Genomic DNA, 24744 nt, shown 5'->3' on the forward strand with positions numbered 1-24744 from the left:
GAATCAATTCGATCGAGGGTGAGTGCAGGAGCGCCCGCGGCGGTTAGCGTGAGGAGCGGTGCAGGGATGCGAGCATCCCGCGCCGCTCCTCGCGGCCGTTCCGGCGCCGCTCCCGCACGATTCCGCCCCGCTCCCCGCGCCTCGCGCAGGAAGGCCTCCGTGACCACCGTCGCCCCGACGCCCACCGGCTCCGTCCCCGTCCACCGCCACCCCGGCGACGCTCTGACCACCCGTCAGCGCCTCGTCTACGTCATCGTCCTGGGAGCGCTCACCGCGCTCGGGCCGTTCACGATCGACCTCTACCTCCCCGCCTTCCCGGTGCTGCAGGACGAGCTGAACGTGTCGGAGGCGGCGGTGCAGCTGACGCTGACGGGCACGACGCTCGGCTTCGCCCTCGGCCAGCTGATCGTCGGCCCGTGGAGCGACGCGGTCGGCCGGCGCCTGCCGCTGATCCTCGCCACCGCGGTGCACGTGCTCACCTGCATCGGCGCCGCGTTCGCCCCCGACATCGTCTGGCTCGGCGTGTTCCGCGTGCTGATGGGCGCGGGAGCAGCGGCCGGCGGTGTCGTGGCGATGGCGATGGTCCGCGACCTCTTCGGCGGGCGTCCGCTGGTCCTGATGCTCTCCCGCCTGGCGCTGGTCTCGGGCCTGGCGCCCGTGCTCGCCCCGGTGATCGGCTCGCAGCTGCTGCTGGTCATGGACTGGCGCGGCGTGTTCGTGTTCCTCGCCGCCTACGGCCTCGTCGTGATGATCGCCGTCGCCCTCCTCATCGTCGAGACCCGCCCCCGCACCGCCCGGGGCGACCGCGACCGCCGCTCGCTGCTGCAGCGCTACCGCTCCGTGCTCGGCGACCGCCAGTTCGTGGGAGTGGCGCTCATCGGCGGCATGACCTTCGCCGGCCTCTTCACCTACCTCTCCAGCTCGGCCTTCCTGTTCCAGGGCCTCTACGGCTTCGATCCGCAGCAGTACGGCCTGCTCTTCGCCGTCAACTCGCTCGGAGTGGTCGTGGGCGTCCAGGCGTCCTCGCGGCTCAGCCGCCGCGTCGGCCCGCAGTGGATCCTCGCGATCACCACGATCTCGCTGTTCACCACCGCCGGGCTCATCGCGCTCTTCGACGCGCTCGGCTTCGGACTCTGGGGCACGCTGGTGCCGCTGTGGCTCTTCATCGCGTCGTGCGGCTTCAGCTTCCCGTGCGTGCAGGTGCTCGGACTCGTGAACCACGGCAAGGAGGCGGGCACCGCGGCGTCGCTGCTGGGCGCCGTGAACTTCGGCATGGCGGGGATCCTCTCGCCGATCTCGGGGATCTTCGGTGCCTCCTCCGCGATCCCGATGGCGCTGGTGATGATGACGACCGCGGGGATCTCGATCCTGGCGCTCTGGCTGATCGTGCGGCCGCGCACCGTGGCGGCGCTGCAGGACTGACGCGGCGGCTCCGCGCCCCGCGCGCAAGCCCCTGCACGTGAACGTCCGGCGGGGGAGGATGTCGGGATGGTGAACCGCGAGAACCGATCGACGACCGAGCCCGCCTCCGCGAGCCCCGATGCGGTGCAGCGCGAGCGGATGGGGACGTCCGCCCCGTCCGCCGATCCCGCGGCGACCAAGGTCCTCACGCAGGAGGTCGCGCACCGCGTCTCGCGTCGCTGGCCGCTCATCTCGGCGTCGATCGCCCTGCTCCTCACGGTGATCCTGGCGATCATGATCGCCTACCGCCCGACCACCGCCTTCGGCTTCGACGTCGAGTGGATGGACGAGATCGTCGAGCACCGCTCGAACGTCTGGGACATCCCGGCCCTCGTCATGAACACGGTCGGCGCGGGCATCACCGGCACGGCGATCATCCCGCTGGCCATCGTCGCCGTCCTGCTCGTGTTCCGCAGGCGCTGGGCCGCGCTGTACTACGCCGTCGCCGCCCTGGTCAGCGTCGGCCTGACGCAGCTCGTCAAGGAGCTCGTCGGCCGCGCCCGCCCCGAGGACATGCTGGTCACGAGCGACTACGGCTCGTTCCCCTCCGGCCACACGGCGAACGCGGCGACGACCGCGATGGTGCTCGCGCTGGTCTTCCCGCTGGTCTGGGTCTGGATCGCGGGCTTCCTCTACTCCGTCGCCATGATGGCCAGCCGCACGTACCTCGGCGCGCACTGGCTGAGCGACACCATCGGCGGCCTGCTCCTGGGCGTCGGAGTCGCGCTCGTCGTCTGGGCCCCGCTCGCCGGGCGCCTGCGCAGCGAGAGCGAGCTGCCGCATCCGCCGATCTGGGTCAAGCGCTCGGACGTGCGCTAGGGCCTGTTGAACACGAGATCGCCGTCGCGAGCACGGCCTGGTCGTGCGAGCTGCAAGGAGGAAGCCGAAGGTCGATGCGGGCATCGACCGAGGGTTCCGACGCCGCAGATCGTGCGATCAGGCCGAGCGGAGCTCGCGAGATCGTGTTCAACAGGTCCTGGTCAGGAGCCGAGCGGCGCGAGCCCGTCGAGCTCGTTGAACGTGTAGACGTGCAGCCCGTGGAGCCGGTCGCCCGCGGCCTCCTCGAGTCAGGAGACGAAGGCGGTGGGATCGAACCGCCGGCCGCGCAGCAGGCCGCCCGCCACCGAGGTGCTCCGCTTCAGGAACCCCAGCGAGGAGCCCACGCCGATCCTTGCGCCCAGGCTCAGCAGCTTCGCCCGCTCGACCGGTCCCGGCACCCCGGCCCACAGCTCCGCCTCGATGCCCTCCGCCCGGAGAAGCTCGGCGTAGCGCACCACGGCGTCGACGTCGAAGCACATCTGCGTGACGATCGAGCGGAGGAAGGGCGCCCGCTCGCGCAGGTGCGTCAGGATGCTCTCGTCCGAGAGGTGCGGGTGCCCCTCCGGGTACCCGGCGATGCCGACGGCCAGGTCAGGCGTGATCTCGACGGCGTCGCGGAGGAGCTCCAGGCTCGTCGAGTAGGTCCCGCTCGCCTTCTTCGCGTCACCCGACACGACGAACACCTCGTCGATGCCGCTGTCGCCGAGCCGGCCGAGCGCCCGCTCGAGGGCCGGGCGCCCTTCGACGTTGCGCGCGGCGAGATGCGGAACCACCCGGAAGCCGAGTGCGGCGAGCTCGACGGCCGCGTCCAGCGTCCGCTCGGTGCCGTGCTGCGGGAGGCTCGTGACGGTCAGGGTGATCGCGGGCGGCTCGGCGAACGCGCGGCGGGCCCGCTCGGCGATGTCGTCGGACGGGATGATCTCGAAGCGCGTCCTGGTCACCCGTCCACCCTCCCACGACCCGGTGTCGGAGGGTCGCCCTAGCCTGGAGGCGTCCGCCGCCCGGCGGCACGGAGGGAGTCGCATGTACCTGGAGGCCGGCCGCGTGGTCACGAGCCCCACCGACCTCTCGAACTGGGCGGCCTGCGAGTGGGCGGTGCTCCGGCGCTTCGACGCGATGCTGGGCCGGTCGCCGCGGCTGGACCCCGTGGTCGACGCGATGCTCGACCGCACCGCCGTCCTCGGCGACGAGCACGAGCACCGCTTCCTGGCCGAGCTGAAGCGGACCCACGACGTCCTCGAGTTCGAGCGGCCCGAGCCCGCGGGGTACACGGCCGCGGCCGACGCCGCCGTCGAGGCGATGCGCGCCGGGGTCGACGTCCTGTTCCAGGCCACGTTCTTCGACGGCGCGTTCATCGGCTTCTCCGACTTCCTCCTCCGCACCGCCGACGGCGCGTACGAGGTCTACGACACCAAGCTCGCCCGGCACGCCAAGATCCCGGCGCTGCTTCAGCTGGCCGCCTACGCCGAGCAGATGAGCGCCCGCGGGATCCGCGTCGGCGAGCAGGTGCACCTCGTGCTCGGGGACGGCACGGTCACCAGCCACGAGCTGGCGTCCATCGCGCCGGTCCAGCGCGTGCAGCGGGCGCGCCTGCGCGCGGTGCTGGACGAGCGCCTGGCTGCCGACGAGCCGCTCGCCTGGGGCGACCCGCGCTACGCGGCCTGCGGGCGCTGCCCCGTCTGCGCTCCCGAGGTGCAGGCGCACCGCGATCCGATCCTCGTCGCCGGGATGCGGCTCGACCAGCGGGCGAAGCTGGTGGCGGCCGGGGTCTCGACCCTCGACGCGCTCGCCGAGCACGACAGCCCGGTCCCGGGGATGGGGGCCGGCACCCTCGACGCCCTCCGGGCGCAGGCGCGCCTCCAGGTGCTGTCCGAGTCCTCGCCGGTGCCCGCCGTCGAGGTCGTCGACGCCTCCGTGCTCGCCGCCCTGCCCGCTCCCGACCCGGGTGACCTCTTCTTCGACTTCGAGGGCGACCCGCTGCACACCGAGGACAACCGCGAGTGGGGCCTCGACTACCTGTTCGGCATGGTCGACGACCAGGAGGGGTTCACGGCCTTCTGGGCGCACGACCTCGGCGCCGAGCGGCGGGCGCTCGTCGACTTCCTCGCGTTCCTGCGCGAGCGCCGCTCCCGCTACCCCCGGATGCACGTCTACCACTACGCGTCCTACGAGCGCACGCACCTGCTCTCGCTCGCCCTGCGCCACGGCGTCGGCGAGGAGGAGGTCGACCAGCTGCTGCGCGACGGCGTGCTCGTCGACCTCTACCCGGTGGTGCGGCGGGGGCTCCGGGTGGGCTCGCGCAGCTACTCCATCAAGAAGCTCGAGCCTCTCTACATGGGGTCCGAGCAGCGCGACGCGTCCGGAGTGACGAACGCGGCCGACAGCATCGACGTCTACGTGAAGGCGCGCGCCGCGTTCGCCGACGACCCCGTGAAGGGTCAGCGCGAGCTCGATCTCGTCGCCGAGTACAACGCCTACGACTGCCGCTCCACCCTGCGCCTGCGCGACTGGCTGCTGTCGCTCGCGCCGCCCCGCGACGAGCCCCTGCCGCTCGTCGAGGTCGACCTCCCGGTTCCGCGCGAGCCCGATCCGACGGCCGTCGCCCTGCTCGAGCAGGTGGCGGGCGTCGAGCCGTGGAGCGGACGGCCGACCAGACCGCCCTGGCCCTCGCGGGCGCGGCGATCGACTACCACCGCCGCGAGGCCAAGACCTTCTGGCAGGAGCACTTCGACCGCCTCCGCCAGCCCCTCGACGAATGGGCCGACGTCCGCGACGTCGTGATGATCGACCGGGTCGAGGTCGTCCGCGACTGGTCGAAGCTCCCGAAGGCGCGCACGCAGTCGCGCGAGCTGCGGATCCTCGGCCGACTCGCGCCGGGGAGCAGGCTCGGCACCGGATCCTCGCCCTACCTCGTCTACGACGCCCCGCCGCCGCCCGGAGCGCCGTCGCCCGGACCCGGGCTGCGCGGCGCGTCCGACCGGTCCGAGATCCTCGCGGTCGACGACGACGGCGAGCGCATCGTCCTCCTGCTCAAGGAGGGGCTGAGGGCGGGGGAGGACCCGCACGACGACACCCCCGTCGCGCTGGCGCCCGCGCCGCCGCCTCGGGCGGCCCCGCAGCCCGAGGCGATCGCGGAGTGGGGCCGCGAGGTGCTCGACGCGCTGCCTGAGCTCCTGCCCGATCCCGCGCTCGACGTGCTGCGTCGGAGGCCGCCCGCCGCGGTCGCCCCGGTCGACGGCGACGACGTGATCGGTGCCGTCGTCGAGACCCTGCTCGGGCTCGACCGGGCCACCCTCGCGGTGCAGGGCCCGCCCGGCACCGGCAAGACCTACGTCGGCTCGCACGTCATCGCCCACCTCGTGCGCGAGCACGGCTGGCGCGTCGGCGTCGTGGGTCAGTCCCACTCCGTCGTCGAGAACGTGCTCACGGCGGTCGTGGGCCGAGGAGTCGATCCGTCGCGCGTCGCCAAGGTGCCCAAGAACGGCACCTCGGCCGAGGCGCTCGAGGCGGTCGCCTGGGCGCCCGTGAAGAACGGAGCGGCGCTCGCCGCGGTGCTCGCCGAGGGTGGCGGCTGCGTCGTCGGCGGCACCGCGTGGACCTTCGCGAACGCGGGCACGGTGCCCCGCCGCTCCTCGACCTGCTCGTCGTCGACGAGGCGGGCCAGTTCTCGCTCGCGCCCACGATCGCGAGCGCGCTCGCGGCCGAGCGCCTCCTGCTCCTCGGCGATCCGCAGCAGCTGCCCCAGGTCAGCCAGGGCTCGCACCCGGAGCCGGTGGACGAGTCGGCGCTCGGCTGGCTGGCCGACGGCCACGACGTGCTGCCCGCCGAGTACGGCTACTTCCTCGCGCAGACCTACCGGATGCACCCCGAGCTCGCCGCCGCCGTGTCCGAGCTGTCCTACGAGGGCGCCCTGACGTCGCGGGCGCCGGAGGAGCGCCGCCTCGAGGGCGTCAGGCCGGGCCTGCACTCCGTCCCGGTCGTGCACGCCGGCGACACCACGTCCTCGCCCGACGAGGCCCGTCGCGTCGTCGAGATCGCCCGGTCGATGATCGGCCGCACCTGGGTCGACGAGCACGGCGAGCGGAGCCTCACCGCGGCCGATGTGATCGTGGTCGCGCCCTACAACGCGCAGGGCGGTCTGCTGCGCGCCGCCCTCGACGCGGCGGGGCTCGACGAGACGGCCGTGGGCACCGTCGATCTCTTCCAGGGACGCGAGGCGGTGGTCGCGATCGTCTCCCTCGCGGCGTCCTCGGGCGCCGACGTCCCGCGCGGGCTCGAGTTCCTCCTCCTGTCCAATCGGCTGAACGTGGCGATCTCCCGCGCGAAGTGGGCGGCCTACCTCGTGCACTCGCCGGCGCTCGCCGCCTCGCTGCCCACCTCGCTCGTCGGGCTCGAGCGGCTGTCGCGCTTCATCCGCCTGCTCGAGCGGGGTGCGGGGGCGCCGGAGTGACGGAATCGGTGGCCCACGGGCCGCCTCAGCGATGTTCTCAGCGGCCATCGACGTGGTGGACGACGCGATCCGTCGCTACGGTGGGGGCATGAGAATCCTCCTAGTCGGCGCCGGCGGCGTCGGCGACGCCTTCGCCCGGATCGCCGCCCGTCGCACCTTCTTCGAGCAGGTCATCGTCTGCGACTACGAGCTCGCCCGGGCCGAGCGCACCGTCGCCTGGATCGCCGAGCGCCACGGCGTCGAGGGAGTCGAGGACCGCTTCGTCGCCGCCCGCATCGACGCCTCCGACGCCGAGAGCGTCGAGACCGTGGCGCGCGCTCACGGCGCCACCCACGTGATGAACGCCGTCGAGCCCAAATTCGTGCCGACGATCTTCGCCGGAGCGCTCGCCGCCGGAGCGGACTACGTCGACATGGCCATGAGCCTGTCGCGCCCGCACCCCGACGAGCCGCACGCGCAGACGGGGGTCAAGCTCGGCGACGAGCAGTTCGAGGCGGCGGGGGAGTGGGAGTCGCGCGGGCGGCTCGCCCTCGTCGGCATGGGCGTCGAGCCCGGCCTCTCGGACGTCTTCGCCCGCTACGCCTCCGACCACCTCTTCGACGAGATCGACGAGCTGGGCGTGCGCGACGGGGCGAACCTCGTGGTGCGCGACGAGAGCGGGGCCGAGGTCTTCGCTCCTCCTTCTCGATCTGGACGACGATCGAGGAGTGCCTGAACCCGCCGGTGGTCTACGAGGAGGGACGGGGCTGGTTCACCACGCCGCCCTTCTCCGAGCCCGAGGTGTTCGAGTTCCCCGAGGGCATCGGCCCCGTCGAGTGCGTCAACGTCGAGCACGAGGAGGTGCTCCTCATGCCGCGCTGGCTCGAGGCGAAGCGGGTCACCTTCAAGTACGGGCTCGGCGAGCAGTTCATCGGCGTCCTGCGCACTCTGCACCTGCTGGGCCTGGACGGCGTCGAGCCGATTCGGGTGCGCTCCTCGGAGGGCCCCGTGATGGTCGCTCCGCGCGACGTGGTCGCGGCCGCACTGCCCGACCCCGCGGGCATCGGCCCCCGCATGACCGGCAAGACCTGCGCGGGCCTGTGGGTCAGCGGCACGAAGGACGGCGCCCACCGCGAGGTGTACCTCTACCACGTGAGCGACAACGAGTGGACGATGGCCGAGTACGGCGCCCAGTGCGTGGTCTGGCAGACGGCGCTGAACCCCGTCGTGGCCCTCCGAGATGCTCGCCACCGGCGCCTGGTCGGGCGCGGGGGTGCTCGGTCCCGAGGCGTTCGACGCGGCTCCGTTCCTCGAGCTGATGGCGCGCCCGATCGAGGAGGGCGGGTACGGCCAGGCCTGGCACGTCCGCGAGGACACGCGACCCTAGGCTGAGCGCATGACCAACGACGACGGGCTCGCCTCGGCGAGGGACGAGGCGCGAGCGGCACTCGAGGCCGCCCGCGCACTGCAGGCCGAGGCGGCTCGGGCCCTCGAGCGCGCCGAGGCGGCCGCCGCGGCTCTGGGCGCCGTCTCGGGTCCGGAGGAGGCGAGCGCGGTCGTCGACGACGTCCGGCTCGTCGAGGCGGTGCAGGGCGACGCGGCTCCCGAGGCGGCTCCGGCGGCCCCGGGCCCCCTCGCCGAATCGTCCGTCGACGCCGTCCGCGCCGGCTACGCCTTCGCCGGCCCGGTCCTCGAGCTCGGCGCCCTCGTCAACGGCGAGGCCCGTCCCGACGTCCCCGTCCGCCTGCCGCTCGGCATGCTCAACCGCCACGGTCTCGTCGTGGGCGCGACCGGCACCGGCAAGACCAAGACGCTGCAGGTCCTCGCCGAGCAGCTCTCGGCCGCCGGAGTCCCGGTGTTCGCCGCCGACATCAAGGGCGACCTCTCGGGTCTCGCGACCCCCGGCACCGCCGACGAGAAGCTCCTCGCCCGCACCCGAACCATCGGCCAGGAGTGGCGGGCGGACGCGTCTCCCGCCGAGTTCTTCGCCCTGGGCGGCATCGGCACGGGCATCCCCGTGCGCGCGACCGTCACCGGCTTCGGCCCGCTGCTGCTGTCGAAGGTCCTGGGTCTGAACGCGACCCAGGAGTCGAGCCTCGGCCTCGTCTTCCACTACGCCGAGGGCGAGGGCCTCCCGCTCGTCGACCTCTCGGACCTGCGCGCCGTGCTCACCTACCTCGTCGGCGACGAGGGCAAGGGGGAGCTCGCCGAGCTGGGCGGTCTGTCCAAGGCCACCGCGGGCGTCATCCTCCGCGAGCTCATCGCGTTCGCCGACCAGGGCGCCGACGTGTTCTTCGGCGAGCCCGAGATCGACACCGCCGAGTTCCTCCGCACCACCGCCGACGGCCGCGGCGTCGTGAGCCTGCTCGAGGTCCCCGGAGTCGCGGACCGGCCCGCGCTCTTCTCGACGTTCCTGATGTGGCTGCTCGCCGACCTCTTCAACGACCTGCCCGAGGTGGGCGACCTCGACCGCCCGAAGCTCGTCTTCTTCTTCGACGAGGCGCACCTGCTCTTCCGCGACGCGTCGAAGGACTTCCTCGCGGCGATCACCCAGACCGTGCGCCTCATCCGCTCGAAGGGGGTCGGCATCGTCTTCGTCACGCAGACGCCCAAGGACGTCCCGGGCGACGTCCTCGCGCAGCTCGGCTCGCGCATCCAGCACCAGCTGCGCTCCCACACCCCCGACGACGCGAAGGCGCTGAGAGCCACCGTGTCCACGTACCCGGAGTCGGACTACGACCTCGGCGAGACGCTCCAGGCCCTGCCGATCGGCGAGGCGATCGTGACGGTCATGAACGAGCGCGGAGCCCCCACCCCGGTAGCCTGGACGCGTCTGCGCGCTCCGCAGGGCTCGATGTCGCCGACCCCGGAGTCGGAGCGGGAGGCGAGCGTGCAGCGCTCCCCGCTGCTCGCGCGCTACGGCACCGCGCTCGACCGCGACTCCGCCCGCGAGATCCTCACCCGTCGGCTCGACGCCGCCGCCGACGCGGAGGAGGAGCGCCTCGCCGCCGAGGAGCGCGCCGAGGAGGAGGCCCGCCTCGCGAAGGAGCAGGCCCGCCGCGAGAAGGAGCGCGAGGCCGCCGAGCGCCGCGCCGACGCCGCTGCCGAGCGCACCCGCCGCCGCACCGCGCCGACGACCCGCAGCCGCACCTCCCGCGCCGACAAGGGCGTCGTCGAACAGGTCCTCGAGTCCTCGGTCGGCAAGACCCTGCTCCGCGAGGTCGTCCGAGGCATCTTCGGCACCGCCCGCCGCCGCCGCTGACGGGGCCGCCGCCGCCGCTGACGGGGCCGTCTGCGGCGTTGTCCTCGGTCGCGATACCGCCGGTATCGCTTCCTCGTCCGCCTTGCAGCCGACCCCGTCAGCGGCGGCGGCCCTGTGGGCGCCTCGACGAGGGCGGGCGGCGGCCCTGCGGGCGCCCCTCCAGGGGTGGCGGCCCTGCGGGCACCACCTGCTGATCGAGGAGCGCGCGCAGCGCGCGTATCGAGATCGACCCGCGCCGGAGGACCCCGCCAACGCCCGCGTGTTAGCGTCACTCCTCGTGACCGAGAGCCTCAGCACCCGAGACCGCATCCTCCGGGCGACCGCCGAGCTGCTGGCCGAGGGGGGCCGCGACGCCGTCTCGACCCGCGCGATCAGCTCGGCGGCCGGCGTCCAGGCGCCCACCATCTACCGCACCTTCGGCGACCTCCGCGGACTGCTCGACTCCGTCGTCGCCGCGGGCGTCGCCGACGCCCTGGCCGAGTTCGAGCGCGGCGACGCCCCGGAGGATCCCGTCGACGCACTCCGCGCCGCCTGGGACCAGCACGTCGCCTTCGGACTCGCGCAGCCGCACGTCTACGCCCTGATGTTCACCGCCCGGCCGGGGAGGAGTCGGAGGCGGCGCGCCTGTCCCGCGGTGCGCTGCTCGCGCACGTCCGCGCCGTCGCGGAGGCCGGACGGCTCACCGTCGATGTCGAGCACGCCGCCCGGCTGCTCCAGTCGGCGGCCCTCGGCTGCACTCTGACGCTCACCGCCGGCCACGACGGCGACGACGACCTGTCCTCGCGTTCCCGCGATGCGGTCCTCGCGGCCATCACGACGTCGGAGGCGGGACCGACCGATCCCGCGGCCCGCGCCCTCGTCGCCCACGCGGTCGCCCTGCGCGCGGCGCTGGGCACGGTCGACGTGCTGAGCGACGCCGAGCGGATGCTGCTCGAGGAGTGGCTCGTCCGCATCGCCCGCTGATCCGCGTCGCCCGTTGACGCGTATCGACCGCCGACGCGGTTCCGACCCTCGCCACCGGTCCCCGCGGGAAGGAGAACGGTGCCCGTGCTGGCGAGAGCGACGGACACCGTTCGGCGGAGGATGGGGGATTCGAACCCCGAGGGCTTTCACCCAACACGCTTTCCAAGCGTGCGCCATAGGCCACTAGGCGAATCCTCCAGGCGCGACCGTGATCGCGACCTCATGCACACTACACGGAACCGAGGCCCGCTGCAGACCACGGGGCGCTCGTCACCTCCCGCGGATCGGGTTAGACTGTCTCCCGGCTCCCCGCGTGGCGCCATCCAGGCCAACTCCCCCAGGGCGGAAACGCAGCAAGGGTAACCGGGCTCTGGCGGGTGCGCGGGGGTCTTCCTCCGTTAACGGGACCGCACGGCTCCTCCCCAGCCCGCCCCGCGTGCACGCTCTCCCATCCTGGAGCGACTGCCCAGTCTCGCCGCGGGCCCCGTCGGTAGGGTGGCTCCGATGGTCCAGAGCATCTACATCTCGTCCGCTGAAGGTCACTCCGGCAAGTCCACGGTCGCCCTCGGCGTCCTCGACATGCTCAGCAGCCAGGTGCAGCGGGTGGGCGTCTTCCGCCCCATCGCCCGCTCCACCTCCGAGCCCGACTACGTGCTCGAGATGCTGCTCGGCCACTCCGACTCAGGTCTCGCCTACGACGACTGCATCGGCGTCACCTACGAGGACGTGCACGCCGACGGCGAGGCCGCCCTCTCGCGCATCGTCGAGCGCTACAAGGGCGTCGAGGCGCAGTGCGACGCCGTCGTGATCCTCGGCTCCGACTACACCGACGTCGGCAGCCCCACCGAGCTGGGCTACAACGCCCGCATCGCCGCCAACCTCGGGGCCCCCGTCCTGCTGGTCCTCACCGGGCGCGACGTGTCCCGGAGCGAGCAGCTGGGCCAGGCGCCCGCGCGCACCCCGGAGGAGATGCGGCAGATCACCGAGCTCGCCGCGGTCGAACTGCGCACCGCGCACGCCACGCTCATCGGAGTCATCGCCAACCGCGCCGATCCCGCCACCGCCCCCGCCGCCGTCGAGGCGATCCGCGGGGGACTGCCCGCGGGCGTCCCCGTCTGGGCCATCCGCGAGGATCCGTTCCTCGTCGCCCCCAGCGTGTCCCGGCTCGTCGAGGCGGTCGACGGGGTCGTCGTCGCCGGCGACCCCGAGCTGCTCGGCCGCGAGGCGCTCGGCGTCGTCGTCGCCGGCATGTCGATGGTCAACGTGCTCCCGCGCCTCATGGAGGGCGGCGTCGTCATCGTCCCGGGCGACCGGCCCGAGGTCGTGCTCGCGGTGATCATGGCGCACGCCTCCGGCAACTTCCCGACCGTCTCGGCGATCATCCTCAACGGCGGCTTCGAGCTGCCCGAGCCGATCGTCCGCCTGATCGAGGGCGTCGACACCCCGCTGCCGATCATCATGACCGAGCTCGGCACGTACGACACCGCCGTGCGCGTCACGGCCGCCCGCGGGCGCCTCGCCGCCGACTCGCCGCGCAAGCGCGACACCTCCCTCGCGCTCGTCGAGGAGGCGATCGACGCGGTCGAGCTGCTGACCCTCCTCGACGTGGGCCGGTCCGACGTCGTCACGCCGCTCATGTTCGAGTACGGGCTCATCGAGCGCGCCCGCATCGCCGACCGCCACATCGTGCTGCCCGAGGGCGGCGACGACCGCATCCTGCGCGCCGCGGCCACCGTGCTCAAGCGCGGCATCGCGCGCCTGACGATCCTGGGGGAGGAGTCGGAGGTGCGCGGCCGGGCCGCGGGCCTCGGCGTCGACATCGACGGCGCACGCGTGCTCAGCGTCCTCGACCCCGAGCACCGCGCGCGGTTCGCCGAGGAGTACGCCCGCATCCGCGCGCACAAGGGCATCACCTACGACCACGCCTTCGACACCGTCACCGACGTCTCGTACTTCGGCACGATGATGGTGCAGCTCGGCCTCGCCGACGGCATGGTCTCGGGCGCCGCGCACACGACGGCGCACACCATCCGCCCCGGTTTCGAGATCATCAAGACCAGCCCCGGCGTCTCGGTGGTCTCGAGCGTGTTCCTGATGGCGCTCGCCGACCGCGTGCTCGTCTACGGCGACTGCGCGGTGAACCCCGATCCCACCGAGGCGCAGCTGGCCGACATCGCGATCTCCTCGGCCGAGACCGCGCAGCAGTTCGGCATCGATCCGCGCATCGCGATGCTCTCGTACTCCACCGGCGAGAGCGGGGCCGGGGCCGACGTCGAGAAGGTGCGCGCCGCGACGGCGCTGGTGCGCGAGCGCCGTCCCGACCTGCTGGTCGAGGGTCCGATCCAGTACGACGCGGCAGCCGACGCCGCCGTCGCCGCCTCGAAGATGCCCGGCTCGCAGGTCGCCGGCCGCGCCACCGTGTTCATCTTCCCGGACCTCAACACGGGCAACAACACCTACAAGGCGGTCCAGCGCTCGGCCGGAGCCGTCGCGATCGGCCCCGTCCTGCAGGGCCTCCGCAAGCCCGTCAACGACCTCAGCCGCGGCGCCCTCGTCCAGGACATCGTCAACACCGTCGCGATCACGGCCATCCAGGCCGCGACGCAGGCGATCGTGCCGCCCACCTCCGCCATCCCCGTCGTGCGCTGACGCCACCCGCGTCGCCGCCCCTCCGACCCCGACCCCCAGGAGTCCCCTCATGTCCGTCGTCCTCGTCGTCAACAGCGGTTCGTCGTCGTTCAAGTACCAGCTCATCGAGATGACGACGGAGGAGACGCTCGCGAGCGGCCTCGTCGAGCGGATCGGCGAGGAGACGGGTCGCACGAAGCACACCCGCGACGGCGAGAGCATCGAGATCGAGGGTCCGATCCCGGACCACACGGCCGGCTTCGACGCCATGATCCGCGCCTTCGACGAGAACGGGCCGAGCCTGTCGGAGTTCCCGCCCGTCGCGGTCGGGCACCGCGTCGTGCACGGCGGCAAGCGCTTCTACGAGGCGACGGTCGTCACCGACCTCGTCAAGATCAACATCGAGGACCTCTCCGACCTCGCCCCCCTGCACAACCCGGCGAACCTCGAGGGCATCGAGGCCGCGCAGAAGGCGTTCCCCGACGTGCCGCACGTCGCCGTCTTCGACACCGCGTTCCACCACACCCTGCCGCCCGAGGCCTCGACGTACGCGATCCCGGCCGAGCTCGCCGACAAGCACCGCATCCGCCGCTACGGCTTCCACGGCACGTCGCACAAGTTCGTGTCCGAGGCCGCCGCCGCCTACCTCGGCCGCCGCCGCTCCGATCTCAGGACGATCGTCCTCCACCTCGGGAACGGCGCGTCGGTCTGCGCGGTCGACGGCGGAGCCTCGGTCGAGACCTCCATGGGCATGACCCCGCTCGAGGGGCTCGTCATGGGCACTCGCTCCGGTGACCTCGACCCGGCGGTCGTCTTCCACCTCGCCCGCAAGGCGGGCCTCTCGATCGACGAGCTCGACGCGGTCCTCAACCGCCGCAGCGGCCTCCTGGGCCTCTCCGGCCGCGGAGACATGCGCGACGTGCAGGAGGCGTCGGAGGCCGGCGACGAGAAGGCCGCCGCCGCCCTCGAGGTCTACTACCACCGCCTCCGCCACTACATCGGCGCGTACTACGCCCAGCTCGGCCGCGTCGACGCGATCGTCTTCACCGCCGGAGTCGGCGAGAACGTCCCCGCGGTCCGCGCCGGCGCCCTCCGCGGCCTCGAGGGCCTCGGCATCGAGCTCGACCCCGAGCGCAACGCGGCCCGCGACCGCGGAGCCCGCCGCATCTCGACCGACGACTCCCGCGTCGCCGTCCTCGTCATCCCCACCAACGAGGAACTCGAGATCGCCCGGCAGTCCTTATCGGTCGTCTAGCGGGCCGCTAGACGACCCGCGGTCGGCTTCCGAAGTGGTCGCGTTCCCAGGAGCGGGGTGCGTCGGGCTGCCCTGAATCGCTGGCACGCGATTCCGGGTCGCGGCCCTCTGCGCGTGGCGGCTGGTCGGTGGGGGACGGGGCTTCGCCCGTCCGCTTCCTGATGTCGGTCGCCTCGCCCCCTCGCTGGTCGAGTAGCCCCGTGGGGCGTATCGAGACCCCCGTGTCCGAGAGTGCCGTCATCCGCGTTACCAGCTCTTGTCCGCAGGCCCGACCTCGGTTCCAGCTGCTGGTCGCGGAGCCCTGAAGGGGCGTATCGAGACCCGCCCACGCCCGGGGTGCTCCGCCCTGCTCGCGGCCCGCGTCGACGAGGGACCGCGTCCGTCCCACCTCCGCGTCAGGGCGCTCCGACCCGTTCTCCCTCGCCCCGGCCCGGCACCACGACGGCGATCTGGCGGCGGAGGTGCGCGAGGAGGGTCGGCAGCGGATCGCCGAGGTGGAGGGTCGCCGTCGTCGTCACGTGGATGACGGACGTGATCACGCGGGCGCGGATCGCCGCATCGAGCCGGTCGATCCTGCTGTCCAGGCGCAGGATGCCGCCCACCCCTCCTCGAGCCGCTGCGACAGGGCCAGGCCTTCGCGGCGGTGCTCCTCCTCCGGGTCGCCGGACACGAGCTCGTGCAGATAGATCCGCCCGTTCTCCGGATGCTCGCGGACGCAGGCGACGACGGGCGTGATCAGGGCGAGGACCCTCTCGAGGGCGTCACTCGCCGGCGCCCGGGCGGCGGCGAGCCCGTCGTCGATGGCCGCTCCGAACTTCCGGTTCTGCACCATGACCAGCAGCTCGGCCTTCGTCGCGGCGTAGAGGTAGAGCGTGCCGATCGCCACGTCGGCGCGGTCGGCGATCTGCTGGGTGGTCACTCCGCCCACTCCCCGCTCGGCGAAGAGCGCGCGCGCCGCCTGCTCGATGCGGCGCTGCTTGTCCTCCTTCGCCCGCTCACGACGGCCCGGCGGCTTCTCCTCCGAACCCATGCGACTCCTCGTTGACAAAATTACTGAGTGTGCTCATGCTTGAGTCTACTCGGATGAGCGGGGAGGAGCACCTCCCGCCGCCGGATCGGACAGGAGACCGGATCGACATGGCAGGGTCATCGAACGCGGAGGCGGGACGGGCGTCCTTCCTCGGTGCACCGACGCGCCGACTGCGCGTGCGCGGCGAGGACGTCGTGTACCGCGACCTCGGCACCGCCCGCGACGGAGTGCCTCCGCTCGTCGCCCTCACCCGCCTCGGCGCCGATCTCGACAGCTGGGACCCGGAGGTCGTCGACCCGCTGGCCGCCGAGCGCCGGGTCCTGCTGATCGGGTACCGCGGGGTCGGCGGCTCGGGCGGCGGGGTGCGACGGTCCTTCGAGGAGGCGGCCGACGACCTCATCGCCGCGGTCGGGGCGCTGGGGCTCGAGCGGATCGACCTCTTCGGCCAGTCGATGGGCGGGATGGTCGCCCAGGCGGTCCTCGAGCGGGCACCGGCCCTCGTCGACCGCGTGGTCCTCGCGTCGACCGGCCCGGAGGGCGGGCCGGGCCTCACCCGGATGACCGGCGTGATGGTCCGCACCATCCTGCGAGGGGCGCTGACCGCCACCGACCCCACGGCTCTGCTCTTCTTCACCCGCACTCCGGTCGGCCGCCGGGCGGCGGTCGAGCACGACGCGCGGCTGAAGCGCCGTCGGGCCGACCGCGACCGTCCGGTCCCGCTCGGTGTCCTCCGCGCCCAGCTGCAGGCGGTGAAGCGCTGGGGCGGGCAGCCGGCACCCGGACGCACGTTCCCCCAGCCCGCGCTGATCCTGCACGGCGATGCCGACCGCATGGTCCCGCCCGAGAACACCGAACCGCTGCGCCGCCGCTTCGACGACGCTCTCGTGATCGTCTTCTCCGACTCCGGCCACGGAGCGGTGCCCCAGAACCGGCTCGCCGTCCTCGACGCCGTCCGGACCTTCCTCCGCCGCTGATCCGCGACCCGCACACCTCACCAGGAGACACCCCCCATGCGAGCATTCGTCCTCGACGCCTACAAGCAGCCCCTCCACGAGACCGACGTCGCCGAGCCCGTGGTCGGCCCCCGCGACGTCCTCGTGCAGGTCGCGGCCGCCGGCCTCAACCAGCTCGACGAGAAGATCCGGGCGGGGGAGTTCACGACGCTCCTCCCGTACAAGACGCCGTTCGTCCTCGGGCACGACGTCGCCGGCACGGTCCTGCGCGTGGGTGCCGAGGTGCGCCGGGTGCAGGTCGGCGACAACGTCTACGCCCGCCCCCGCGACCACCGCATCGGCACCTTCGCCGAGCGGATCGCGATCGACGAGGCCGACGTGGCCCGCGCCCCGTCCTCGATCAGCGCCGTCGACGCCGCCTCCCTGCCCCTGGTCGCGCTGACCGCCTGGCAGGCGCTCGTCGAGAGGGGCGGGTCCAGCCCGGTCAGAAGGTGCTGATCCACGCCGGCTCCGGAGGCCTGGGCAGCATCGCGATCCAGCTCGCGAAGCACCTCGGCGCGCATGTCGCGACGACGGCCTCCGCCGCCAACGCCGACTTCGTCCGGGAGCTGGGTGCCGACGTCGTCCTCGACTACCGCTCGCAGGACTTCGAGCAGGAGCTCTCCGGGTACGACCTCGTGCTCGACAGTCTCGGCGGCGAGAATCTCGAGAAGTCGCTCCGGGTCCTCCGGCGCGGGGGGAGGGCCGTCGGCGTCTCCGGCCCGCCCGACCCCGCCTTCGCGAAGGCGAGCGGCATGAACCCGGTGCTGCGCCTCGCGGTCGCCGCTCTCAGCCGCAAGATCCGCGGGCAGGCGAAGAACCTGGGGGTGGGCTACGAGTTCCTCTTCATGCGCGCCAGCGGCGAGCAGCTGGACCGGATCACCGAGCTCGTCGACGCCGGGGCCCTGCGCCCGGTCGTCGGAGCGACGTTCCCCTTCCACGAGACGCCCGCCGCGATGGAGTCGCTGCACTCGTCCCGCGCCCGCGGCAAGACCGTCGTCCTCGGCCTCTGACCCCCACCCCTCCCCGCGCGACCGTTCCAGAAGGAGCACCCACCATGAGCGCCGCAGACCCCGTCATCACGTCCTACGCACTCGCCCCCGCGAAGAGCATCACCACGCACGGCAAGACCTTCGCGTACCGCGAGCTCGGCCCGGAGGAGACGGTCCCCGTCGTCTTCTTCGTGCACCTGGCCGCGACCCTCGACAACTGGGACCCGCGCATCGTCGATGCGATCGCCCAGAACCGCCGCGTGATCACCTTCGACCAGCAGGGCGTCGGCGCGTCCGGCGGCACCGTTCCGGGCACGATCGAGGAGGCGGCCGACGATGCGTACGCCTTCATCCGCGGCCTCGGCTACGACACGATCGACATCTTCTCGTTCTCGATGGGCGGCATGATCGCCCAGGACGTCGTCGTGAAGCACCCCGAGCTGGTGCGCAGGCTGGTGCTCACCGGCACCGGCCCGCGCGGCGGGAAGGACATGGACAAGGTCGTGGGAGTCACCTACTACGACCTCGTCCGCTCGGTCCTCGCCCGCTCCGACATCAAGGAGTTCCTCTTCTTCAACCGCGACGCCGCCGGCAAGAAGGCGGCGAAGGAGTTCGTCGGACGCCTGAAGGAGCGCACGGTGGATCGCGACGAGAAGATCAGCAACAAGGCCTTCACCACCCAGCTCAAGGCGATCCAGCGGTTCGGCCGCTCCGCCCCGTCGGACCTCTCGATCATCACCCAGCCGACCCTCATCGCCAACGGCGACAACGACCGCATGGTGCCGTCGGTGCTGTCCCGCGATCTGCACAGGCGCATCGCCGGGTCCGAGCTCGTCATCTACCCGAACTCCGGCCACGGCGGGATCTTCCAGTACTGGGAGACGTTCGCCCCGGTCGCCGTGAAGTTCCTGTCCGCCTGAGCCGGGAGACGTCGTACTTCGGCGCACCGTCTCCCGTGCTGGACGAGTAGCCCCGCACGACTCCTGCTGGTCGAGCAGCCCCGCAGGGGCGTATCGAGACCCCCGTCCGCCAGCAGCCCCGCGCTGAGGTCAGGTCCTCTGCTGATGGTGGATCTCGATACGCCCGCTGCGCGGCCTCCTCGATCAGCAGGCTGCAGCCACCCGTGCGGTGACTTCTCCTCAGAGACCCGCCGCCGCCGGACGGCGGTCGCCGCTCACCCCTCCCGCACCCGCTCCTCGCCCGAGTAGACGTTGAAGCCGGATCCGCGGCTGAAGCCGATCAGCGTGAGACCCGCCCGCCGCGCCAGGTCCACCGCCAGCGACGACGGCGCCCCGACCGCCGCGAGCAGCGGGATCCCCGCCATCACGGCCTTCTGCACCAGCTCGAACGACGCGCGCCCCGACACCTGCAGCAGCGTCCCGCGCAGCGGGAGCCGCCCTCGCGCAGCCCCCAGCCCACCACCTTGTCGACCGCGTTGTGCCGACCCACGTCCTCGCGGAGGCAGAGCAGCGTGCCGTCGGCCTCGAACAGCCCCGCCGCGTGCACCCCGCCGGTCCGCTCGAAGAGGGCTTGCGCCTCGCGCAGCCGATCCGGGAGCGATGCGATCAGCTCCGACGAGGCCGCCACCCCGTCCTCGTCGACGGTCCACGCCGACTCCGTCGTCACCGCGTCCAGCGACGCGAGCCCGCAGACTCCGCACGAGCTGCTCGTGTACACCGATCGCTCCCGCTCCAGGAGCACCGCCGCGCGCCCGCCGCGCACGGTCGCATCGACGACGTTGTACGTGTTCTCGCCCGGACCCGAGCCGCTGGCGCAGTAGCGCAGCGCCGCGAGCTGGTCGGTCGCGGTGAGCACCCCTCCGAGACCAGGAAGCCCGCGACCAGATCGAAGTCCTCGCCCGGGGTGCGCATCGTCACGCTGAACCGGCGGCCCCCCACGCGGATCTCGAGCGGCTCCTCGACCGCGAGCACGTCCTCTCGGCGGCGGTCCGGCTCCGCGAGTCGGACGGCGGTCAGTCGGGTCCTCGTGCTCGCGCGGCTCATGTCGGTCTCCTCTTCGAGCGGTGCTGTCCATCCTCGCACCGGCCGCGCGACACCGGGGCGCCCCTCCGATCCCCGGCTGCGCGACGTAGCATGCAGGGATGGTCGATGACGCCGCACCCCGAGAGACTCCGATCGACGAGCGAGGCCTCACGGTCGGCGCCCGCAAGCACCGTGCGGTCGGCATCCCCGGAGTCGCGCACGCCCTGCAGATCTCGATGAAGCAGATGGGTCCGCTGCGCAGCGCCGAGACGTTGCTCCGCGTGAACCAGAAGACCGGCTTCGACTGCCCCGGGTGCGCCTGGCCCGAGGCCGACAAGCGCCACGTCGCCGAGTTCTGCGAGAACGGGGCGAAGGCGGTGGCCGAGGAGGCGACCCTCCGCACCGTCACCCCGGCCTTCTTCGCGCAGCACTCGCTCGCCGAGCTCGAGACCTGGGACGACTTCGCCCTCGGCCAGCAGGGCCGCCTCACCGAGCCGATGCTGCTCGAGGAGGGCGCGACCCACTACCGCCCGATCGGCTGGGACCAGGCGCTCGACCTCGTCGCCGAGGAGCTGCGCGCCTGCGCGAGCCCGGACGAGGCGATCTTCTACACCTCCGGCCGCACCTCCAACGAGGCCGCTTTCGTCTACCAGCTGCTGGTGCGCGGCTTCGGCACCAACAACCTCCCCGACTGCTCGAACATGTGCCACGAGTCCAGCGGGTCCGCGCTGACCGAGACGATCGGCATCGGCAAGGGTCGGTCAGCCTCCGCGACATCGAGCGCGCGCCGCTGATCATCGTCGCCGGGCAGAACCCGGGCACGAACCACCCGCGCATGCTCACCTCGCTCGAGCGCGCGAAGCGGGCCGGTAGCACGATCGTGGCGATCAACCCGCTGCCCGAGGCGGGACTGCTCCGCTTCGACAACCCGCAGACCGTGCGCGGCACGATCGGCGGAGGCACCGCCCTCGCCGACCACTTCCTGCAGGTCCGGCTCGGCGGTGACCAGGCCCTGTTCCAGGGCTTCGGCAAGGCGCTGCTCGACCTCGAGGAGTTGCGCGGCGGGGTGTTCGACCGCGCGTTCATCGAGCAGAGCACCGACGGGCTCGAGGCCTACCTCGACGAGCTGCGCGGCGCCGAGTGGTCCGAGATCGAGGTCGGCAGCGGGATCGACGAGGCGCGGATCCGCGCGATCGCCGAGCTGATCGCCGCGTCCGAGGGCACGATCGTCTGCTGGGCGATGGGACTCACCCAGCACCGCCACTCCGTCGCCACGCTCAAGGACGTCGTGAACGTGCTGCTGCTCACCGGCAGCATCGGCAAGCCCGGCGCGGGCGTCTGCCCCGTCCGCGGCCACTCCAACGTGCAGGGCGACCGCACGATGGGCATCTTCGAGCGGATGCCGGACGTCTTCCACGACCGGCTCGACGCGGAGTTCTCGTTCTCGTCGCCGCGGAAGCACGGCACCGACACCGTCGCGGCGATCCGCGCCATGCGCGACGGAGCGGCGCGGGTCTTCATGGGACTCGGCGGCAACTTCGCGCGCGCCACCCCCGACACCGCCGTGACCGAGGCGGCGATGCGCTCGCTCGCGCTCACCGTGCACGTGTCGACCAAGCTGAACCGCTCGCACGTCGTCACCGGGCGCCGGGCACTGATCCTGCCGACGCTCGGCCGCACCGACGCGGACGTCCGTGCCACGGGGAGCAGCGGGTCACGGTCGAGGACTCGATGAGCGCCGTGCACGCCTCGCGCGGTCGCCTCGCTCCGCCGAGCGAGCACCTGCGCTCCGAGGTGGCGATCCTCACCGGGATCGCGGAGCGGCTGCTCGCGGGTCGCGAGAACGCCCCGGTCGTCGACTGGGCGGCACTGCGCGAGGACTACCGCCTCATCCGCGGGCACATCGCGAACGTCGTCCCCGGATTCGAGGACTTCGAAGCGCGGGTGAGCGCCCCCGGCGGCTTCGTCCTCCCGCATCCGCCGCGCGACGAGCGCCGCTTCGAGACGGCGACCGGCCGGGCGCGCTTCACCGCGAACCCGCTCGAGTACCCCCGCGTGCCCGAGGGACGGCTGCTGCTGCAGACCCTGCGCTCGCACGACCAGTTCAACACCACGATCTACGGCCGCGACGACCGCTACCGCGGCATCCACGGCGGGCGGCGCGTGGTCTTCGTGAACGCCTCGGATCTCGCCGCGCTCGGCATCGCCGACGGCGCGATGGTCGACCTCGTGTCGGAGTGGGAGGACGGCGTCGAGCGCCGCGCACCGGAGTTCCGGACCGTCGCCTACGACACCCGCGCGCGGCTGCGCGGCCGCCTACTACCCCGAGACCAATGTGCTGGTGCCGCTCGACTCGACCGCCAGGATCAGCGGCACGCCCACGTCGAAGTCGGTCGTCGTCCGGCTCGAGCCCGTCGCCTGACCGCTACCAGGGCAGCGGCAGGAGGCGGACCGGGTCGCCGGCCTGCGCGCCGCCGGCCGGCACCACCGCGACGGCCTCCGAGGCCGCGAGCCCCGTGAGCATGTGCGAGCGGATGCCCGCCGCGGCCCGCCAGCCGCCCTCGCCGCGCGAGACGGGGACGAGCACCGTCGTCGACGGCCTGCCGAGCGGCTCGCCCAGTGTTCCGGTGCCGGGGACGCGCGGCGTCGCTCCGGCCGCGGCGTCGAGCGCCGGGGGCAGGAACGACAGCGCGGCGAGCAGCGCCGCGAGGGGGTTGCCCGGCAGCGCGATCACGAGCGCGCCTCCTGGCAGCACCGCGAGCATCGTCGGGTGACCGGGACGCATGTCGACGCCGTCGACCAGCACCGTGGCTCCTGCGAGGGTCAGTGCTCGCCGCACGGCGTCCGCCCGCGAGCGCCCGGTCCCGCCGGTCGTCAGACGGATCGGCGCCGTCCCCGCCGAGAGCCGCGCGGCGATCGCGTGGTCGTCGTCGCGCAGCCGGTCGACCTCGCCCACCGCTCCGCCGACGCCCTCGACGAACGAGGGGAGGAGCGGGGTGAACGCGTCGCGGACCCGCCCGGCCGCGGGCGCCCCCTCGGTGTCGATCTCGTCGCCGGTGAGGAGGAGGTCGACGAGGCACGGACGACGCACGCCGATGCGGTCGACGCCCGCGACCGCGAGCAGCGCGAGGTGGGCAGGAGTGAGGCGGGTGCCGGCTCCGACCAGCACCGTCCCGGGCGCGGCCTCGTCCCCGGCGCGGCGCACGTGGCGCCCGTGCGGCAGGACCGCCGAGCTCGAGAGCAGGCCGTCGTCGACGCGGCCCTGCTCGGTGGGCACGACCGCGTCGCACCAGTCCGGCACGACGCCGCCGGTGACGATCGGAGCGGCGACCCCGTCCTCGAGCCGCCACGGTCCCGCGCCGCGCACCGCCCAGCCGTCCATCGCCGACGAGTCGTAGTGCGGGAGCGGACGGGTCGTCGCGACGGGTCCGGCGAGCACCGCTCCGCGTGCGGCGAGGAGCGGGACCTCGACGACCGGTCCCATCGCGACCGCCTCGGCGGCGCGCCGCCGGGCGTCGTCCCAGTCGGTCGCCTCGTGCCGGTGCGCGCTCATCCCCTCATTCTGGCCGGGAGCAGGGCGGGGCCCGCATCGCGCGGACCCCGCCGATCGCTCAGCCGAGGTACCCGTTGGGGTTCAGCACGAACTTCTTCGCCGCGCCCTTGTCGAAGTCCGCGTAGCCGCGCGGAGCCTCGTCGAGCGTGATCGCGGTGGCCTGCACCGCGTCCGCGATGTGCACCCGGTCGTGCAGGATCGCCATCATCAGCTGGCGGTTGTACTTCATCACCGGGCACTGGCCCGTGGTGAACGACAGCGACTTCGCCCAGCCCAGACCCAGCCGGATCGAGAGCGAGCCCTCCTTCGCCGCGTCGTCCACTCCGCCCGGGTCGCCCGTGACGTAGAGGCCCGGGATGCCGAGGGCGCCACCCGCCGCCGTGATCGACATCAGCGAGTTCAGCACCGTCGCCGGAGCCTCCTGATGCGAATCGGGTCCGTTGCCGTGCGCTTCGAAGCCGACGGCGTCGACTCCGCAGTCGACCTCCGGCACGCCGAGGATCTGCTCGATCTGCCCGGCCGGGTCGCCCTTGGAGACGTCGACGGTCTCGCAGCCGAAGGAGCGCGCCTGGGCGAGCCGCTCCTCGTTGAGGTCCGCGACGATGACGACGGCGGCTCCCAGCAGCTGCGCGCCGACGGCCGCGGCGAGGCCCACCGGACCGGCGCCTGCGACGTAGACGGTGGAGCCGACGCCGACGCCCGCGGTGACCGCGCCGTGGAAGCCGGTCGGGAAGATGTCCGAGAGCATCGTGAGATCGAGGATCTTCTCGAGCGCCTGGTCGCGGTCCGGGAACACGAGCAGGTTCCAGTCCGCGTAGGGCACCATCACGTACTCGGCCTGCCCGCCGACCCAGCCGCCCATGTCGACGTAGCCGTAGGCGCTGCCCGGGCGGTCCGGGTTCACGTTCAGGCAGATGCCGGTCTTGCGCTCCTTGCAGTTGCGGCAGCGGCCGCAGGCGATGTTGAACGGCACCGAGACGATGTCGCCGACCTTCACGAACTCGACGTCGGGCCCGACCTCGACGACCTCGCCGGTGATCTCGTGCCCGAGCACGAGGTCGGACGGGGCGGTCGTGCGACCGCGGACCATGTGCTGGTCCGATCCGCAGATGTTGGTGGACACGGTGCGCAGGATCGCGCCGTGCGGCAGCTTCCGGCCGATGTTGGCCGGATTGACGCCCGGACCGTCCTTCAGCTCGAAGGTCGGGTAGTCGATGTCGATGACCTCGACGACTCCGGGGGACTTGTAGGCGACGGCTCTGTTGCCCGACATGGGTGCTCCTTCAGCGCAGCGACCGCGGAGCGCTCGCCCCGCGGGAGTCCCTGGCGCCGCGCGGTGGTCCGGCCGCGGCGTCGGGGCCCGATCGCACCGTACGCC

General features: G+C 72.9%; 18 protein-coding genes, 1 tRNA gene, 1 other RNA gene and 3 pseudogenes. 14 read left to right on the top strand and 9 right to left on the bottom strand.

Annotated elements, in window-relative coordinates:
- Positions 1-66: 66 nt before the first annotated feature.
- Positions 67-1422 carry a multidrug effflux MFS transporter gene (locus AC0CII_RS22905; protein WP_465226340.1) on the top strand — a complete coding sequence of 452 codons (1356 nt, stop codon included), beginning with the start codon at positions 67-69 and terminating at the stop codon, positions 1420-1422.
- Positions 1423-1488: 66 nt separating this feature from the next.
- Positions 1489-2280: a phosphatase PAP2 family protein gene (locus tag AC0CII_RS22910; protein ID WP_465226339.1), complete on the top strand. Its 792-nt coding sequence runs from the start codon at positions 1489-1491 to the stop codon at positions 2278-2280.
- A gap of 248 nt (positions 2281-2528) precedes the next feature.
- Here AC0CII_RS22910 and AC0CII_RS22915 read toward each other — a convergent pair whose 3' ends face one another.
- Positions 2529-3221, bottom strand: coding sequence for a methylenetetrahydrofolate reductase (locus AC0CII_RS22915; RefSeq protein WP_465226338.1), 693 nt, complete (start codon positions 3219-3221; stop codon positions 2529-2531).
- Positions 3222-3303: 82 nt separating this feature from the next.
- Here AC0CII_RS22915 and AC0CII_RS22920 point away from each other — a divergent pair, with 82 nt between their 5' ends.
- The 5 genes and pseudogenes from AC0CII_RS22920 (at position 3304) to AC0CII_RS22940 (ending at position 10713) form a co-directional block, all read left to right on the top strand.
- Positions 3304-5061 carry a TM0106 family RecB-like putative nuclease gene (locus AC0CII_RS22920; protein ID WP_465230718.1) on the top strand — a complete coding sequence of 586 codons (1758 nt, stop codon included), beginning with the start codon at positions 3304-3306 and terminating at the stop codon, positions 5059-5061.
- Positions 5062-6094: 1033 nt separating this feature from the next.
- Positions 6095-6730, top strand: coding sequence for a DEAD/DEAH box helicase (locus AC0CII_RS22925; protein ID WP_465230719.1), 636 nt, complete (start codon positions 6095-6097; stop codon positions 6728-6730).
- Between the two features lie 88 nt (positions 6731-6818).
- Positions 6819-8096: pseudogene (locus AC0CII_RS22930) on the top strand (saccharopine dehydrogenase family protein).
- Between the two features lie 9 nt (positions 8097-8105).
- Complete coding sequence (locus AC0CII_RS22935; protein WP_465230720.1) at positions 8106-9971, top strand: helicase HerA-like domain-containing protein; 1866 nt, start codon at positions 8106-8108, stop codon at positions 9969-9971.
- A gap of 277 nt (positions 9972-10248) precedes the next feature.
- Positions 10249-10713: a TetR/AcrR family transcriptional regulator gene (locus tag AC0CII_RS22940; protein ID WP_465231067.1), complete on the top strand. Its 465-nt coding sequence runs from the start codon at positions 10249-10251 to the stop codon at positions 10711-10713.
- 335 nt (positions 10714-11048) lie between these two features.
- Here AC0CII_RS22940 and AC0CII_RS22945 read toward each other — a convergent pair.
- Positions 11049-11132: transfer RNA gene (locus AC0CII_RS22945), tRNA-Ser, on the bottom strand.
- A gap of 107 nt (positions 11133-11239) precedes the next feature.
- On the opposite strand from AC0CII_RS22945, the gene ffs reads away from it, so the two are divergent.
- From ffs to AC0CII_RS22960, 3 genes are all read left to right on the top strand, one after another.
- Positions 11240-11326: signal recognition particle sRNA small type (gene ffs, locus AC0CII_RS22950), an RNA gene on the top strand.
- A 112-nt stretch (positions 11327-11438) separates the two neighbouring features.
- Complete coding sequence (pta, locus tag AC0CII_RS22955; RefSeq protein WP_465226334.1) at positions 11439-13583, top strand: phosphate acetyltransferase; 2145 nt, start codon at positions 11439-11441, stop codon at positions 13581-13583.
- A 49-nt stretch (positions 13584-13632) separates the two neighbouring features.
- Positions 13633-14817, top strand: coding sequence for an acetate/propionate family kinase (locus AC0CII_RS22960; protein ID WP_465226333.1), 1185 nt, complete (start codon positions 13633-13635; stop codon positions 14815-14817).
- Between the two features lie 395 nt (positions 14818-15212).
- On the opposite strand, the gene AC0CII_RS22965 is transcribed toward AC0CII_RS22960, so the two are convergent.
- Entirely contained in the window at positions 15213-15356 is a 144-nt protein-coding gene (locus AC0CII_RS22965) for a hypothetical protein (protein ID WP_465230721.1), read from the bottom strand.
- Positions 15353-15847 (bottom strand): TetR/AcrR family transcriptional regulator, encoded by a 495-nt coding sequence (locus AC0CII_RS22970; protein WP_465230722.1) that lies wholly within the window; start codon positions 15845-15847, stop codon positions 15353-15355. Before AC0CII_RS22970 ends, AC0CII_RS22965 begins: the two co-directional genes overlap by 4 nt.
- Before the next feature lie 107 nt (positions 15848-15954).
- Between AC0CII_RS22970 and AC0CII_RS22975 the strand changes: the two genes are divergently transcribed.
- From AC0CII_RS22975 to AC0CII_RS22985, 3 genes and pseudogenes are all read left to right on the top strand, one after another.
- On the top strand, positions 15955-16821 hold the full coding sequence (locus AC0CII_RS22975; protein ID WP_465226331.1) for an alpha/beta fold hydrolase: 867 nt from the start codon (positions 15955-15957) through the stop codon (positions 16819-16821).
- A gap of 36 nt (positions 16822-16857) precedes the next feature.
- A pseudogene (locus AC0CII_RS22980) lies at positions 16858-17852 on the top strand (NADP-dependent oxidoreductase).
- A 44-nt stretch (positions 17853-17896) separates the two neighbouring features.
- A complete protein-coding gene (locus AC0CII_RS22985; RefSeq protein ID WP_465226330.1) occupies positions 17897-18751 on the top strand; it encodes an alpha/beta fold hydrolase in 855 nt (284 codons plus the stop codon).
- Positions 18752-19005: 254 nt separating this feature from the next.
- On the opposite strand, the gene AC0CII_RS22990 is transcribed toward AC0CII_RS22985, so the two are convergent.
- Genes AC0CII_RS22990 through AC0CII_RS23000 form a run of 3 tightly spaced genes read right to left on the bottom strand, consistent with a single transcriptional unit; the run spans position 19006 to position 19834 of the window.
- Positions 19006-19170, bottom strand: a complete 165-nt coding sequence (locus tag AC0CII_RS22990; protein WP_465230723.1) for a formate dehydrogenase accessory sulfurtransferase FdhD — start codon at positions 19168-19170, stop codon at positions 19006-19008.
- Positions 19155-19553, bottom strand: a complete 399-nt coding sequence (locus tag AC0CII_RS22995) for a formate dehydrogenase accessory sulfurtransferase FdhD (protein WP_465230724.1) — start codon at positions 19551-19553, stop codon at positions 19155-19157. The genes AC0CII_RS22990 and AC0CII_RS22995 overlap by 16 nt, the downstream gene beginning before the upstream one ends.
- Complete coding sequence (locus AC0CII_RS23000) at positions 19454-19834, bottom strand: formate dehydrogenase accessory sulfurtransferase FdhD (protein WP_465230725.1); 381 nt, start codon at positions 19832-19834, stop codon at positions 19454-19456. The genes AC0CII_RS22995 and AC0CII_RS23000 overlap by 100 nt, the downstream gene beginning before the upstream one ends.
- Positions 19835-19932: 98 nt before the next feature.
- Here AC0CII_RS23000 and AC0CII_RS23005 point away from each other — a divergent pair.
- Positions 19933-22235: pseudogene (locus AC0CII_RS23005) on the top strand (FdhF/YdeP family oxidoreductase).
- A gap of 3 nt (positions 22236-22238) precedes the next feature.
- Here AC0CII_RS23005 and AC0CII_RS23010 read toward each other — a convergent pair.
- Positions 22239-23366 (bottom strand): molybdopterin molybdotransferase MoeA, encoded by a 1128-nt coding sequence (locus tag AC0CII_RS23010; protein ID WP_465226327.1) that lies wholly within the window; start codon positions 23364-23366, stop codon positions 22239-22241.
- Between the two features lie 58 nt (positions 23367-23424).
- Complete coding sequence (fdhA, locus tag AC0CII_RS23015) at positions 23425-24639, bottom strand: formaldehyde dehydrogenase, glutathione-independent (RefSeq protein WP_055791222.1); 1215 nt, start codon at positions 24637-24639, stop codon at positions 23425-23427.
- Positions 24640-24744: the final 105 nt, after the last annotated feature.

Source organism: Rathayibacter sp. AC182 (genome assembly GCF_979253875.1).

What these genes read in the sequence shown, in the direction of transcription:
- AC0CII_RS22905 (WP_465226340.1), top strand. Translation starts at nt 67, where the DNA reads ATGCGAGCATCCCGCGCCGCTCCTCGCGGCCGTTCCGGCGCCGCTCCC.
- AC0CII_RS22910 (WP_465226339.1), top strand. Translation starts at nt 1,489, where the DNA reads ATGGTGAACCGCGAGAACCGATCGACGACCGAGCCCGCCTCCGCGAGC.
- AC0CII_RS22920 (WP_465230718.1), top strand. Translation starts at nt 3,304, where the DNA reads ATGTACCTGGAGGCCGGCCGCGTGGTCACGAGCCCCACCGACCTCTCG.
- AC0CII_RS22935 (WP_465230720.1), top strand. Translation starts at nt 8,106, where the DNA reads ATGACCAACGACGACGGGCTCGCCTCGGCGAGGGACGAGGCGCGAGCG.
- pta (WP_465226334.1), top strand. Translation starts at nt 11,439, where the DNA reads ATGGTCCAGAGCATCTACATCTCGTCCGCTGAAGGTCACTCCGGCAAG.
- AC0CII_RS22960 (WP_465226333.1), top strand. Translation starts at nt 13,633, where the DNA reads ATGTCCGTCGTCCTCGTCGTCAACAGCGGTTCGTCGTCGTTCAAGTAC.
- AC0CII_RS22970 (WP_465230722.1), bottom strand. Translation starts at nt 15,847, where the DNA reads ATGGGTTCGGAGGAGAAGCCGCCGGGCCGTCGTGAGCGGGCGAAGGAG.
- AC0CII_RS22975 (WP_465226331.1), top strand. Translation starts at nt 15,955, where the DNA reads ATGGCAGGGTCATCGAACGCGGAGGCGGGACGGGCGTCCTTCCTCGGT.
- AC0CII_RS22985 (WP_465226330.1), top strand. Translation starts at nt 17,897, where the DNA reads ATGAGCGCCGCAGACCCCGTCATCACGTCCTACGCACTCGCCCCCGCG.
- AC0CII_RS23000 (WP_465230725.1), bottom strand. Translation starts at nt 19,834, where the DNA reads ATGAGCCGCGCGAGCACGAGGACCCGACTGACCGCCGTCCGACTCGCG.
- AC0CII_RS23010 (WP_465226327.1), bottom strand. Translation starts at nt 23,366, where the DNA reads ATGAGCGCGCACCGGCACGAGGCGACCGACTGGGACGACGCCCGGCGG.
- fdhA (WP_055791222.1), bottom strand. Translation starts at nt 24,639, where the DNA reads ATGTCGGGCAACAGAGCCGTCGCCTACAAGTCCCCCGGAGTCGTCGAG.